Raw genomic sequence first — 13,311 nt, 5'->3', positions numbered from 1 at the left:
ATGCAGGCCGGCATCACGGCGCCTTGGCCGCATGGTCCAGCGCGAAGTTCAGCGTCACCACGTTCACCCGCGGCTGGCCGAACACGCCCCACTGGCGCCCTTCAGTATGTGCCTGCACCAAGGCCTGCACGCGCTCCACCGGCAGGCCGCGGGCACGTGCCACGCGTGCCACCTGCAGCTGCGCCGCCGCCGGCGACAGCTGCGGATCCAGCCCGCCGCCGGACTGGGTGACCAGGTCGGCCGGCACCTGCGCCGGGGCGACACCTTCGCGCGCGGCCACCGCCGCCGTGCTGGCGGCAACACGCTCGGCCAGCGCCGGGTTGCTGCGCGCCAGGTTGGAACCGGCCGCGGCCATCGGGTCGTAGTTGGCCGCCGACGGCCGTGCCTGGAAGTAGCCATCGCCGGTGAACGGCTGCGACAACCATGCCGAGCCGCGCACCTGGCCGCTGCCATCGCGCAGCAGGCTGCCCTCGGCCTGGGTGGGGTAGGCCAGGCCGGCGAAACCGGTGGCGATGCCGGCGTAGACCGCGCCTGCCAGCAGCAGGGTGGCCAGGCCCAGGCCGATCGCCGGGCGCCAGCCGGCGCCGTCCTGCAGGCTGGCCACGCGGGCTTCGGCCTTCGGTTCGCGGGGAAGGGTGGTGGAGGTGGAAGCAGAACGGTTCATGCGCCGAATACCAGGACAAGGAAGAGGTCGATCAGCTTGATCGCCGCGAACGGCAACAGCACGCCGCCGAGGCCGTACACCAGCATGTTCCGGCGCAGCAGCGCGGTGGCCGTGGCCGGGCGGAAGCGCACGCCACGCAGGGCGAGCGGGATCAGCGCGGGAATCACCAGCGCGTTGAAGATCAGCGCCGCCAGCACCGCGTTGCGTGGGCTCGACAGCTGCATCACGTTCAGTGCGGCCATGGCCGGAACCGCAGCGGCAAACAGCGCCGGCAGGATCGCGAAGTACTTGGACACGTCGTTGGCCAGCGAGAAGGTGGTCAGCGCACCGCGGGTGATCAGCTGCTGCTTGCCCACTTCCACGACTGCCAGCAGCTTGGCCGGGTCTGAATCGAGGTCGACCATGTTGCCGGCCTCCTTCGCCGCCTGCGTGCCGGAGTTCATCGCCAGGCCGATGTCGGCCTGGGCCAGCGCGGGAGCATCGTTGGTGCCATCGCCCACCATCGCCACCAGGCGGCCACCGGCCTGTTCCTGGCGGATGCGTGCCAGCTTGTCTTCCGGACGGGCCTCGGCGATGTAGTCATCAACGCCCGCTTCGGCGGCGATGGCGGCAGCGGTCAGCGGGTTGTCGCCGGTGATCATCACCGTGCGGATGCCCATCGCCCGCAGCTGTGCGAACTTCTCGCGCATGCCGTGCTTGACCACGTCCGACAGCTCGATCACGCCCAGCACGTGGCGGCCCTCGGCCACCACCAGCGGGGTGGCGCCATTGCGCGCGACCTGCTCGACGCGGCCGGCCAGTTCAGCCGGCACGTTGCCGCCCAGCGCCTGCACGTGGGCGCGGATCGCATCGGCAGCGCCCTTGCGGATCTGCCGCCCATGTTCCAGATCGACGCCGGACATCCGGGTCTGGGCACTGAAGGCCAGGTAGTCGGCACGGTCCGGCTCGGCGGTGGCGCAGCCCTGTTCGCGCGCCAGGCGCACGATCGACTTGCCTTCCGGGGTCGGGTCGGCCAGCGAGGACAGCAGTGCCGCCTCGCGCAGCTGGCTGGCGTCGATGCCGGCCAGCGGATGGAAGTGGCTGGCCTGGCGGTCGCCGTAGGTGATGGTGCCGGTCTTGTCCAGCAGCAGCACGTCGACGTCGCCGGCCACTTCCACTGCCTTGCCCGACTTGGCCAGTACGTTGGCGGCCAGCGCACGGTTCATGCCGGCGATGCCGATGGCCGGCAGCAGGCCGCCGATGGTGGTCGGGATCAGGCACACCAGCAGTGCGATCAGCAGCAGTGGATCGACCTGCACGCCCACGGCCGCGCCGATCGCCGGCAACGTGGCCACCACCACCAGGAAGGTCAGCGTCATCGCCGCCAGCAACAGGGTCAGCGCGATCTCGTTGGGGGTCTTCTGGCGATTGGCACCTTCCACCAGCGCGATCATGCGGTCCAGGAAGCTGTGGCCCGGCTCGGCGGTCACCCGCACGATGATCTGGTCGGACAGCACCTTGGTGCCACCGATCACACCGGAACGGTCGGTACCGGCCTCGCGCAGCACCGGTGCCGATTCGCCGGTCACTGCCGCTTCGTTGATGGTGGCCAGGCCCTGCACGATCTCGCCATCGGCCGGCACCAGCTCACCGGCACTGACGATCACATGGTCGCCCGGGCGCAGCTCGGCGGCAGGCACCTGGGCTTCGGCTGCGCCCGGCTGCGGCGCCGCCAGCCGGCGCGCCACCAGGTCCTGGCGGGCACGGCGCAGCGAGGCGGCCTGGCCACGGCCACGCGCTTCGGCCACTGCCTCGGCGAAATTGCCGAACAGCACGGTCACCAGCAGGATGGCGGTCACTGCCAGGCCGAAGCCCAGCGGTGCATTGCCGGTCAGGGTGACGATCGCGGCGACGATCGTGCCGGCCATCACCACCGCCATCACCGGGCTGCGCACCAGATGCATCGGCGCCAGTTTGCGCACCGCTTCGACCAGCGCACGGCGCAGGCCGGCGCCATCAAGCAGGGCAGGGCGCGGTGCATGGGTACTACGGGTTGAACTTGCTTGGGTACTCATCAGGGTGTCCTCAGCGCAGCCCCAGGCTCAGGTGATCGGCGATCGGGCCGAGTACCAGCGCCGGCATGAACTGCAGCACGGTCAGGATGACGATCACCGAGACCAGGGTCAGGGCGAAGGTCGGGGTTTCGATCTGCAGGCTGCCGGCAGACTCCGGCGCCTGGCGCTTGGCGGCCAGCTGTGCGGCCACCACCAGCGGAATGATCAGCAGCGGGAAGCGGCCCAGCACCAGTACCAGCGAGCAGCTCAGGTTCCACCACAGCGTGGCGTCACCCAGTCCTTCGAAGCCCGAACCGTTGTTGGCGTAGGCCGAGACATACTCGTAGAACACCTGGCTGATGCCATGGAAGCCGGGGTTGGAGGCGCCGGCCAGGCCGGGCACGGCCAGGGTGATCGCAGTGAACACCAGCAGGGTGATCGGCTGCAGCAGCACCAGCAGGGCCAGCAGGCGCACCTGGGGCGTCTCCAGCTTGCGGCCGAACAGTTCCGGCGTGCGCCCGGTCATCAACCCGGCCAGGAATACACCCAGCAACATATAGACGATGAACTGCTGCAGGCCACAGCCGATGCCGCCCCAGATCGCGCTGACCAGCATGTTGACCATCGCGATGCCACCGCTCAGCGGCGCCAGCGAATCGTGCATGCCGTTCACCGAGCCATTGGAGACCTGGGTAGTCACCGCCGCCCACAGCGCCGTGCCGTCGGCGCCGAAGCGCACCTCCTTGCCTTCCATCAGCAGCGGGGTGGCGGCGCTGGCGCTATGCCCTTCGCTCCACATCATCGCGCCGGTGGAAAGCAGCGACATGCCCAGCATGCAGCTGAACACCAGGGCGCCGAAGCGACGCCGGCCGGTGAACGCGCCGATCATGAAGATCACCGCCATCGGCACCAGCAGGATGCCGACGATTTCCAGCGCGTTCGACAGCGGGGTCGGGTTCTCCAGCGGGAAGCTGCTGTTCGGGCCGTACCAGCCGCCACCGTTGGCGCCAAGCTGCTTGGCCGCGACCATCGCCGCCACCGGGCCCAGCGGCAGCTTCTGTCCGGTCATGCCGGCGCTGGCATCGATCGGCGTGGCCTGCGGGCCACCGGCCATCGTCGACGGCACACCCTGGCTGGTCAGCAGCAGGGTCCACACCAGGCACAGCGGCAACAGGAAACGCACGCACAGGCGCACCACGTCCACGTAGTAGTTGCCTACCGCCACCTGGCGGTCATCGCCGGCACCGGTGGCCGCCGCAGCCTGCGGCGCACGCGAGAACAATGCGCGCAGCGTCGCCACCGCCAGCGCCAGGCCCATCATCGGCGTCACCACCTGCAGGCCGGTGATGCCGGTCATCTGCGAGAGGTAGGACAGCTGCGCCTGGCCCGAATAGTGCTGCTGGTTGGTGTTGGTCAGGAACGAGATCATCGTGTGCAGCGCGGTGTCCCAGCGCATGTTCGGGATCTGGTCCGGGTTCAGTGGCAACCCGGCCTGGGTCATGAACACCGCCTGGGTCAACACAGCGACCACCACGTTGCTCAGCACGAAGGCCAGCACGTAGCCGCGCCAGGACATCGCGCGCGAGGGATCGACGCCGAACACCTTGTACAACGGCTTTTCGATCCAGTTGAACAGCACGTCGACCTTCATCGGCGTGCCGCGCATCACGCGGGCCAGGTACAGGCCCAGCGGCCACGCCAGCAGCAGGCTGGCGGCAAGAATGACAAGCATCTCAGTCATGGCCGGCTCCGTTAGAACGATTCGGGCCGCAGCACGACATAGAGAAGATAGGCGGCGGCGACCAGCACCAGCACGCCACACAACAAAGACAGCCAGGGGGACATTTCAATAGCGACCTGGTGGAACCCCTCCACCTCAGGCCGTCATCGTCGTCCTGCCGCCCATAAACGCACTACGCGCCGGACCGGGCCGACGCGTAAAGAGTGCATAAATTCCGTGGGCCAACCCGTAACCAGGCGCCGCCTGCTGTAGAGCCGAGCCCATGCTCGGCTGCCCTTTCCCAAGGTCACGCGGCGCCGAGCGTGGGCCCGGCGCTACAGGCGAATCACGGCGCCTGGCTCGCCTGCGCCACGCCCTTCAGCTCGCGATAGCGCTGCAGCGTGCTGTCGATCTCGGCCTTCAGCGCCTGCTGCTGCTGCAGGAACCCGGCCTGCAGGCGTTGCTGCGACTGCAGTTGTATATGCCGCTGGCGGATCGCCTCGGCCTGCTTGTCGGCCACCTTGCCACCGGCCAGTTCGCGGTCACCGGCGGCCGACAGCAGCGCCACCAGCGATTCGCGCAGGCTGGTGACGTTGTACTCGGCGGTCTTCAGGTTGTTGTCCAGCACTTCCTGGCGTTCGGCGAACACCCGGCGCAGGTCGTCCTCGCTGCCATAGGTGGACAGCATCGCCTGCTCGGTGCGCTGGCGGGTCTGCTCGGCCATCAGGTCCAGCTGCTGCTGCTGTGCCACGGTGCTGGCTGCGGCGCGCTCCTCGTCGGTCAACGCGCGCTGGACCTGCGCATTGCGCAGGCCGCTCTTCGCGTTGAACTCCTCGCGGGCGTGATTGACCGCATCGGCCGGCAGCGAATCACTGCAGATCCGCTCCTTGCCCTCGTTCCAGCAGTACAGCTTCTTTTCCACCTTGCCGCCGTCGCGCGACTGCGCCGGCACGGTGAACGGCACGGCCAGCAGCAGGCCGGCAAAGAGAACAGCAGGAACTCGGGACATGACCTTTCCCCTGGTCGGTCAGCGGATCGAACGGACGCCGTACTGGGCCCGGTAGGCTTCCAGCGGCTGCCGGTAACCGACAAGTTCCGGGTTGCCGGAGGCGAAATCAAGCAGATCGGCCAGCGATGCCACGGCGATCACCGGAATGCCGGCTTCTTCGGCCACCGACTGCGCCGCCGAGCGACGGTCGGCTTCCGAGGCGATCTCCTGGCGGTCCAGTGCCACCACGATGCCGGCCGGGGTGCCGCCGGCAGCGCGGATGATGCCCAGCGCTTCGCGGATCGCGGTACCGGCGGTGATCACGTCATCGACGATCAGCACGCGCTTGCCATTCAGGTCCGCGCCGATCAGCTGGCCGCCTTCACCATGGTCCTTGGCTTCCTTGCGGTTGAACGACAGCGGCAGGTCGCGGCCACGCTGAGCCAGCTCGCAGGCCATCGCGGTGGCCAGCGGAATGCCCTTGTAGGCCGGGCCGAACACCACGTCGTACTTGATCCCGGTGGCATCGATGGCATCGGCGTAGCAGGCGCCGAGCTGCGACAGCAGCGAACCGGAGTCGAAACGACCTGCGTTGAAGAAATAGGGGCTCAGCCGGCCGGACTTGAGGGTGAACTGGCCGAAGCGCAGGGCGTCGGCAGTCAGGGCCAGCTGCAGGAAACGGTGGCGGTGGTCGCTCATCAAAACTCGATTCATCTTCATTTGGAGCACAAATCCTAATCCAGCTGGGCGTTTCGCGCTCGTCCAGCGCCATGTGAAAGCCGTCCAGGCCCGGCCTGGCGGACTGCGCAGCCCTGCGGGCAACCGGTATGCTTGCCCGGTTTCCCGCCGCAGGTCCCCCGCATGCGCATCATCAGTTTCAACGCCAATGGCATCCGTTCCGCCGCGACCAAGGGCTTCCTCGACTGGTTCCGTGCCCAGGACGCCGACGTCCTGTGCATCCAGGAAACCAAGGCCCAGGAAGACCAGCTGACCGACCCGATGTTCCGTCCGGACGGCCACCACTGCTTCTATCGCGATGCCATCACCAAGAAGGGCTACAGCGGCGTGGCGATCTACAGCAAGCGCGAACCGGACCAGGTCATCACCTCGCTGGGTTGGGCGCCGTTCGACGACGAAGGCCGCTACATCGAGGCGCGCTACGGCAATCTCAGCGTGGTTTCCTTCTATATCCCATCGGGCAGCTCGGGCGACCTGCGCCAGGGCTTCAAGTTCGAAGTGATGGAATGGCTGCGGCCGATCCTCGAAGCGTGGGCGCGCAGCGGCCGCGACTACGTGCTGTGCGGTGACTGGAACATCGTGCGTTCGGCGCTGGACATCAAGAACTGGAAGTCCAACCAGAAGAACTCCGGCTGCCTGCCGGAGGAGCGCGACTGGCTCAACGCGCTGTGCGCCGACCACGGCCAGGCCACCGATGTCGCCGGCGGCCGTGGGTGGGCCGATGCCTACCGCCTGCTCAACCCCACCGGAGAGGACTACACCTGGTGGAGCAACCGCGGCGCCGCCCGTGCCAACAATGTCGGTTGGCGCATCGACTACCAGTTCATCACCCCGGGCCTGCGTGACCGACTGCGCAGCTGCTCGATCTACCGCGACGAGCGCTTCTCCGACCACGCCCCGTTCACCGTGGACTACGACCTGTGACCGAGGCCGCCACGCCGGTCAGCTACAAGGGCTGGGCCGGCATCAAGCGCGCCTTCGGTACCCCGTCGGCGCTGACCATGGCCATGCTCGGCTTCGGCAGTGGCCTGCCGTTCCTGCTGATCGCCTCGCAGACCCTGTCCACGCGCCTGCGCGACGTCGGGCTGGATCTGGGCAGCATCGGCCTGATCAGCCTGGCCAGCTTCTTCTACCTGCTCAAGTTTCTGTGGGCACCGCTGCTGGACCGCTACGCCTTCCCGCTGCTGGGGCGGCTCGGCCGCCGCCGCTCCTGGCTGCTGGTGTCGCAGGTGCTGGTGCTGGTCGGGCTGGTCGCGCTGGCCTTCGTGCGGCCCGAACAGGGCGTGTGGCCGTTGGTGATGTGGGTGCTGGTGGCGTCGTTCGCCGGCGCCACCCAGGATTCGGCCGTCGATGCCTACCGCATCGAGATCGCGCCGCAGACCGCCCAGGCGGCGCTGGCCGCCACCTATACGCTGGGCTACCGGATCGGCCTGATCCTGGCCGGTGCCGGCGCGCTGTACCTGGCCCAGTTCGAAGGCTGGATCGTCGCCTACCTGGCGATGGCCGCGCTGATGCTGCTGCCGATCGTCACCACCCTGCTGTGCGCCGAACCGCAGCGCCCGGCCACCGCCGTGCAGCGCCGCATCGATATTGCCGAAGCGTTCGTCCAGCCCATCTCCAGCTTCTTCAGCCGCAATGGCGTGGCACTGGCGCTGGTGCTGCTGGCCTTCGTCGGCCTGTTCAAGTTCCCCGACCAGGTGATCGGAGTGATGGCCGGGCCGTTCTATCTCGACTCGGGGTTCGACAAGGCTGACATCGCCACCGTCTCCAAGCTGTTCGGTGTGTGGATGGGCATCGGCGGCGCGTTCCTTGGCGGCATCGCGGTGGCTGCGTTCGGCTTCCGCCGCATGCTGCTGGTGGCCGCGCTGGGCGTGGCGCTGTCCAACCTGGCCTTCCTGCTGATGGCGCACAATCCGGGCAAGCTGTGGGCGTTCTACGCCGCGCTCAGTGCCGACAACCTGTTCCAGGGCTTTGCCGGCACCGTGCTGGTGGCCTTCATGTCGTCGCTGACCGACCGCAACTTCACCGCCACCCAGTACGCATTGCTGGTCTCGCTGGCCAACCTGCCGGGCAAGTTCGTCGGTGGCGTCTCCGGCTACATCGTCGAAGCCACGTCCTACAGCACGTTCTTCATCCTCAGCTCGATCACCGTGGTGCCAACCCTGCTGCTGCTGGCGTGGCTGTGGCCGCGGATCGCCGATCGCGGGCCGCCGCCGGTCGCCTGATTGCCTGCCCGCCCGGACTGCGGGATCATCGCCCCCGACGCGCCGAGGGGGCGGTGCCTTGCGAACGGGGAAGTGAGCATGGCCGACGTTGTGCTGCGGGACCTGGACCCGCTGCTGCTGGAACGCATCCGACGGGTCGCGGTCGCCCGCGGCTGGACCCACGAACAGACCTGCGCCGCCTTGCTGGAGCAGGGGCTGTTCAGCAGTGAACTGGAGGTCCGCTCCGGCTTCGGCGATCCCGAAGTGGACGCCCTCTCCGCCGCGATTGCCGCCCTGCAGGCCCTGCCGGCAGGGCAGGGCTTCGATTAGCGCCTTTGTAGAGCCGAGCCATGCTCGGCTGCTCTTGGCCCGGCCCGGCCCGGCCCGCGCTAAGCCGAGCAGAGCTCGGCTCTACAACGGCGCCTCAGCTGCGCGGACGGCCCACCTCACGCCAGGTGGATCGCCCCCAGGATCCGCGGGCCCGTCGCCCCGGTCACGCTCGGCAGGTTGCCCGCCAGCCCGTCCATCGTCCGCTGCGCCAGCCAGGCGAAACCCATCGCCTCCACGTACTCCGGGTCCAGCCCATGCACCGCGCTGGACTCAACCTGCACCTCCGGCAGCCGCGCCGCCAGCCGCTTCATCAGCTGCCGGTTGCGCACACCGCCGCCACAGACCAGCAGGCGCCGGGTCTGCGGCTGCTGCGCCAGCAACGCATCGGCCACGGTCGCCACGGTCAGCTCCAGCAGGGTGGCCTGCACATCGGCAGCGGCATACTCGCCTTCCCCCATGTGGGCTTCGGCCCAGGACAGGTGAAACTGTTCGCGCCCGGTGCTCTTCGGCGGCGGCAGCGCGAACCACGGGTCCGAGCGCCAGCCGGCCAGCAGGCCCTCGTCCAACGTGCCACTGGCAGCGTAAGCGCCATCGGCATCGAAGGTGCGGCCGGTATGGCGCTGGCACCAGGCGTCCATCAGCGCATTGGCCGGGCCGGTATCGAAGCCACGCACCGCGCCTTCGCGCGGGATCAGGGTCAGGTTGGCGATGCCGCCCAGGTTGAGCACCGCGCGGTCTTCGTCGGCGGTGCCCAGCATGCCCAGGTGGAAGGCCGGCATCAGCGGCGCACCGTGGCCCCCGGCCGCCACGTCGCGGCGGCGGAAGTCGGATACCGTCGTGATCCCGGTCAGTTCGGCAATGCGGTTGCCGTCGCCCAGCTGCACGGTGAACGCCGGGTCGGCCAGCGGGCGGTGGCGCACGGTCTGGCCGTGCGAGCCGATCGCGCGCACCTGGCTGCGGTCCACGCCGGCCTCGGCCAGCAGTTGATTGGCGGCCCCGGCGAAGTTGATCGCGATCCGCGCGTCCAGTTCGCCCAGTTCCTCCAGCGACTCCAGCGGGCCACCTTCGCCCAGCGCCACCAGCCGCGCGCGCAGCACCGGCTCCCAGCGGGCGGTCAGGCCGTGCACGAAGCGGCAGCCACCGCCGGCGGGGAACTGCACCAGCGCGGCATCGATGCCATCGGCGCTGGTGCCCGACATCAGGCCAAGGTACAGGGGGGCGTCAGCGTCGGCAGTCGTGTTCATGGCAGGCATAAAAAAAGGACGCGGCAAGCTTGGGCTGCCGCGTCCTTCTTCGTCAACGCAAGACGCTCAGCCGCGCTTGCGGCCGGTCGCCTGCTTGTCCTTGGCGCTGGCCACCTCGGGCGCAGCCTCGTCGCGGCTGGTCGGTGCCGGGCTGGCGTCGGCGTAGATCAGCTTCTCCATGCCCTGGATGCGCGCCATCGCCGGCGCGGTCTGCGCGCGGAAGGCGACCAGCTCGGCGCCCTTCAGCGGTTCCGGCGGCGGCATGGTCACGGTCAGCGGGTTGCGGTGCTCGCCGTTGACGCGGAATTCGTAGTGCAGGTGCGGCCCGGTCGCCAGGCCGGTCGAACCGACGTAGCCGATCACCGTGCCCTGGGCCACGCGCTGGCCGGTCCTGATGTTCGCAAAGCGCGACATGTGGCCGTACAGGGTGGTGTGGCCGCGGCCATGGTCGAGGATCACCACGTTGCCGTAGCCGCGCTGCACGCCGGCGAACTGCACGCGGGCATCGCCGGCGGCCATGATCGGAGTGCCGGTGCGCGCGGCGTAGTCCACGCCCTTGTGCATGCGCATCTTGCCCAGCACCGGGTGCTTGCGCGCGCCGAAGGTCGAACTCAGCCGCGCGAACGGGATCGGCATGCGGATGAAGCTCTTCTTCAGCGAACGGCCGTTGATGTCGTAGTACTCGGACTTGCCGTTGCGGTCGAAGCGGAAGCCGGAATAGGTCTTGCCACCGGTGGTGAAGGTCGCCGCCAGGATCTTGCTGGTGTCCACCTTCTCGCCTTCGCGCCAGGTTTCATCCATCACCACGCTGAAGCGGTCGCCCGGCTGCAGGTCCTTGGAGAAGTCGATGTCGTACTTGAAGATGTCGTCGGTCATCGTCGCGATCGCCGACGGCGACAGCCCGGCCCGTCGGGCCGCGGCATACAGCGAACTGGTGATCTCGCCGCTGGTGACCACGGTGCGTGTGGAGGACTCGCGCTTGGTCACTTTCTCCTTGATGTCATCGCCGGCCAGGCTCAGTTCCACGCGGTTGTCGGCATCGCGGTCGAAACGGATGCTGCGCAGGTCGCCGGACAGCGGCATGTCGAAGGCGATCTCGGCACCCGGGCGCAGCTTGGTCAACGCCTCACGCGCGCCGGGGTGGTCCAGCACCCGGTGCAGGGTGGTGGCCGGAATGCCAGCCTTGTCGAACAGGTCGCTCAGGGTCTGGCCACGCTGCACGCGCAGCACCTGCCAGCTGTCACCCGGCACCTGCTGCTGGCGGGCCATGGTCAGCGGCGGCAACGGCAGCGCCAGGCTGGTGTGGCTGTCGGCGTAAGGCGCATCGATGGTGTGCGAGAAACCGGGGACGATCGTCGCCACCAGGGCGCCGATGGTCGCAAACAGGCTGGCATGCATCCAATGGCGGCGGGTCCAGCGCTCATTGAAGGCGGCGGGAAGATGTTGCCTGAGCTTCCGATGCAGGGTGTTGTCGTGCAGGACGTGGAGGCGTTCCTGGAAGCGCTGCTTGCGTGCGCGCCCTTGTTCGGAATTGTGCATCGGCGGTTTTTTCCTGGCGGCCTGGGAGTGCGGGCCTGATCGCCGGTTACCATAGACACCTCAGAAAACCGCGTCAAACCCTTGTGCCCATTGGCTTTTGTGAAGCCAATCGGGTTAACTTCGCTTTAACACCCCACACAAGAATCGGCGTTGCCGGGAGTAGTCACGTGTCCTCGATTGAAGAAGCCCTTGCCCTGATCGGCCGTGGTGCCGACGAGATCCTCAAGCTCGAGGATCTGCGTGCGCGCCTGCAGGAAGGCCGTCCGCTGCGGATCAAGGCCGGCTTCGACCCCACCGCGCCCGACCTGCACCTGGGCCATACGGTGCTGCTGAACAAGATGCGCCAGTTCCAGGACCTCGGCCACCAGGTCATTTTCCTGATCGGCGACTTCACCGGCATGATCGGCGACCCGTCCGGCAAGAGCCTGACCCGCAAGCCGCTCAGCCGCGATGACGTGCTGGCCAACGCCCGTACCTACGAGGAACAGGTGTTCAAGGTGCTCGACCGCAGCCGTACCGAAGTCCGCTTCAACTCGGAGTGGTTCGGCAAGATGGGCGCGGCCGACATGATCCGCCTGGCCGGCCAGCATACCGTGGCGCGCATGCTCGAGCGCGACGACTTCGCCAAGCGCTATGCCGCCCAGCAGTCCATCGCCATCCACGAGTTCCTGTACCCGCTGGTGCAGGGCTACGATTCGGTGGCCCTGGAGGCTGACGTCGAACTGGGCGGTACCGACCAGAAGTTCAACCTGCTGATGGGCCGTGGCCTGCAGGAACATCACGGCCAGAAGCCGCAGGTGGTGCTGACCATGCCGCTGCTGGAAGGCCTGGACGGCGTCAACAAGATGTCCAAGTCGCTGGGCAACTACATTGGCATCAGCGAGCCGGCCATCGACATCGTCACCAAGACCATGAAGGTGGACGACACCCTGATGTGGCGCTGGATCGAACTGCTGTCCTTCGACATCAGCCAGGCCGAAGCCGTGCAGCTGCGCGAGCAGGTGGCCAAAGGCGGCTTGAACCCGCGTGTGGTCAAGCTGCGCCTGGCGCGTGAACTGGCGACCCGTTTCCACGACGCCGCGGCGGCCGAGCAGGCCATTGCAGGCTGGGAAGCAGCGGTGACCGGGCAGGGTGACATTACCCAGCTGCCGCTGCAGGACGTGGCGATTCCGGCCGAAGGACTGCGTATCGCTGCGCTGCTGACGGCGGCCGGCCTGACCCCGAGCAACTCTGAAGCCAATCGCAAGCTCAAGGAGCGCGCGGTCAAGGTCGACGGTGAAGTGGTCGAAGATGGCCAGCAGGTGCTGCAGCCGGGCTTCGAAGGCCTGCTGCAGGTCGGCAAGCGTACTTTCGCCCGCGTGCGCCTGGTCACTGCCTGACAGCAGGGAAGGGCCGGCGCCAGCCGGCCCTTCCTTATGCTCTTGTAGAGCCAAGCCTACGCTTGGCTGCGCTTCGCGGGTTCCTACCGCAGCGCGACGGATGAACAGATGCAACATCCGGTGAAAAAAATCGCCACACCCCCTTCACAAATGATGTGGATGGGGCCATACTTCTCCTCCCCCGTCGCAGGGGTCGCCACCAAGGGGCTTCAGCGACATCAGGGTGCCCACCACCGCCGAACGAGATGATCGAACGAAGGTGTTGACGGACTGAAAAAGTCTGGCATAATGGGCGGCTCGCTACGAAGGAAACTTCGCAGCACACGGGAATGGCGCTGAGGCCACTTCCCCGGATCTTTGAAAGTATGCGCAGGTATCTTGTGAAGGCGCCTGCAGGAAGGATGATTGTCCATCTTGCAGACGTTTGATCAAGCAACTATTAATTGTTTTAAAGCAAGCGATACGTTGCCAG

General features: G+C 67.6%; 12 protein-coding genes. 4 read left to right on the top strand and 8 right to left on the bottom strand.

The window, feature by feature from the left end:
* Positions 1 to 13: 13 nt before the first annotated feature.
* From kdpC to pyrE, 6 genes are all read right to left on the bottom strand, one after another.
* Complete coding sequence (gene kdpC, locus AC5P8F_RS14330) at positions 14 to 664, bottom strand: potassium-transporting ATPase subunit KdpC (protein ID WP_053495930.1); 651 nt, start codon at positions 662 to 664, stop codon at positions 14 to 16.
* Positions 661 to 2,718, bottom strand: a complete 2,058-nt coding sequence (kdpB, locus tag AC5P8F_RS14325) for a potassium-transporting ATPase subunit KdpB (protein WP_049441858.1) — start codon at positions 2,716 to 2,718, stop codon at positions 661 to 663. The genes kdpC and kdpB overlap by 4 nt, the downstream gene beginning before the upstream one ends.
* Before the next feature lie 10 nt (positions 2,719 to 2,728).
* Positions 2,729 to 4,438: a potassium-transporting ATPase subunit KdpA gene (kdpA, locus tag AC5P8F_RS14320; RefSeq protein WP_495228435.1), complete on the bottom strand. Its 1,710-nt coding sequence runs from the start codon at positions 4,436 to 4,438 to the stop codon at positions 2,729 to 2,731.
* An 11-nt stretch (positions 4,439 to 4,449) separates the two neighbouring features.
* Complete coding sequence (locus AC5P8F_RS14315) at positions 4,450 to 4,542, bottom strand: potassium-transporting ATPase subunit F (RefSeq protein ID WP_005407770.1); 93 nt, start codon at positions 4,540 to 4,542, stop codon at positions 4,450 to 4,452.
* Between the two features lie 221 nt (positions 4,543 to 4,763).
* Positions 4,764 to 5,426: a hypothetical protein gene (locus AC5P8F_RS14310; protein ID WP_014645674.1), complete on the bottom strand. Its 663-nt coding sequence runs from the start codon at positions 5,424 to 5,426 to the stop codon at positions 4,764 to 4,766.
* A gap of 18 nt (positions 5,427 to 5,444) precedes the next feature.
* Positions 5,445 to 6,104: an orotate phosphoribosyltransferase gene (gene pyrE / locus AC5P8F_RS14305; protein WP_032961411.1), complete on the bottom strand. Its 660-nt coding sequence runs from the start codon at positions 6,102 to 6,104 to the stop codon at positions 5,445 to 5,447.
* 162 nt (positions 6,105 to 6,266) lie between these two features.
* On the opposite strand from pyrE, the gene AC5P8F_RS14300 reads away from it, so the two are divergent.
* The 3 genes from AC5P8F_RS14300 (at position 6,267) to AC5P8F_RS14290 (ending at position 8,677) form a co-directional block, all read left to right on the top strand.
* Positions 6,267 to 7,067 (top strand): exodeoxyribonuclease III, encoded by an 801-nt coding sequence (locus tag AC5P8F_RS14300; RefSeq protein ID WP_041862998.1) that lies wholly within the window; start codon positions 6,267 to 6,269, stop codon positions 7,065 to 7,067.
* Entirely contained in the window at positions 7,064 to 8,368 is a 1,305-nt protein-coding gene (locus AC5P8F_RS14295) for an AmpG family muropeptide MFS transporter (protein WP_014645677.1), read from the top strand. Before AC5P8F_RS14300 ends, AC5P8F_RS14295 begins: the two co-directional genes overlap by 4 nt.
* A 78-nt stretch (positions 8,369 to 8,446) precedes the next feature.
* Positions 8,447 to 8,677, top strand: a complete 231-nt coding sequence (locus AC5P8F_RS14290; RefSeq protein WP_014645678.1) for a hypothetical protein — start codon at positions 8,447 to 8,449, stop codon at positions 8,675 to 8,677.
* A gap of 116 nt (positions 8,678 to 8,793) precedes the next feature.
* Here AC5P8F_RS14290 and AC5P8F_RS14285 read toward each other — a convergent pair whose 3' ends face one another.
* Positions 8,794 to 9,921 carry an anhydro-N-acetylmuramic acid kinase gene (locus tag AC5P8F_RS14285; RefSeq protein WP_080281908.1) on the bottom strand — a complete coding sequence of 376 codons (1,128 nt, stop codon included), beginning with the start codon at positions 9,919 to 9,921 and terminating at the stop codon, positions 8,794 to 8,796.
* Positions 9,922 to 9,987: 66 nt separating this feature from the next.
* Positions 9,988 to 11,460: a M23 family metallopeptidase gene (locus AC5P8F_RS14280; protein ID WP_032961400.1), complete on the bottom strand. Its 1,473-nt coding sequence runs from the start codon at positions 11,458 to 11,460 to the stop codon at positions 9,988 to 9,990.
* 167 nt (positions 11,461 to 11,627) lie between these two features.
* On the opposite strand from AC5P8F_RS14280, the gene tyrS reads away from it, so the two are divergent.
* Positions 11,628 to 12,839: a tyrosine--tRNA ligase gene (gene tyrS, locus AC5P8F_RS14275; protein ID WP_049441862.1), complete on the top strand. Its 1,212-nt coding sequence runs from the start codon at positions 11,628 to 11,630 to the stop codon at positions 12,837 to 12,839.
* Positions 12,840 to 13,311: the final 472 nt, after the last annotated feature.

It is taken from the genome of Stenotrophomonas sp. YJH_SMC_69 (assembly GCF_059370495.1).
Note: the sequence above shows the minus strand (reverse complement) of the source record. Positions and strands in the feature narration are given on the sequence as shown.

Coding starts and splice junctions, on each gene's coding strand:
- kdpC (WP_053495930.1), bottom strand. CDS start 664: ATGAACCGTTCTGCTTCCACCTCCACCACCCTTCCCCGCGAACCGAAG.
- kdpB (WP_049441858.1), bottom strand. CDS start 2,718: ATGAGTACCCAAGCAAGTTCAACCCGTAGTACCCATGCACCGCGCCCT.
- kdpA (WP_495228435.1), bottom strand. CDS start 4,438: ATGACTGAGATGCTTGTCATTCTTGCCGCCAGCCTGCTGCTGGCGTGG.
- AC5P8F_RS14315 (WP_005407770.1), bottom strand. CDS start 4,542: ATGTCCCCCTGGCTGTCTTTGTTGTGTGGCGTGCTGGTGCTGGTCGCC.
- AC5P8F_RS14310 (WP_014645674.1), bottom strand. CDS start 5,426: ATGTCCCGAGTTCCTGCTGTTCTCTTTGCCGGCCTGCTGCTGGCCGTG.
- pyrE (WP_032961411.1), bottom strand. CDS start 6,104: ATGAGCGACCACCGCCACCGTTTCCTGCAGCTGGCCCTGACTGCCGAC.
- AC5P8F_RS14300 (WP_041862998.1), top strand. CDS start 6,267: ATGCGCATCATCAGTTTCAACGCCAATGGCATCCGTTCCGCCGCGACC.
- AC5P8F_RS14290 (WP_014645678.1), top strand. CDS start 8,447: ATGGCCGACGTTGTGCTGCGGGACCTGGACCCGCTGCTGCTGGAACGC.
- AC5P8F_RS14285 (WP_080281908.1), bottom strand. CDS start 9,921: ATGAACACGACTGCCGACGCTGACGCCCCCCTGTACCTTGGCCTGATG.
- AC5P8F_RS14280 (WP_032961400.1), bottom strand. CDS start 11,460: ATGCACAATTCCGAACAAGGGCGCGCACGCAAGCAGCGCTTCCAGGAA.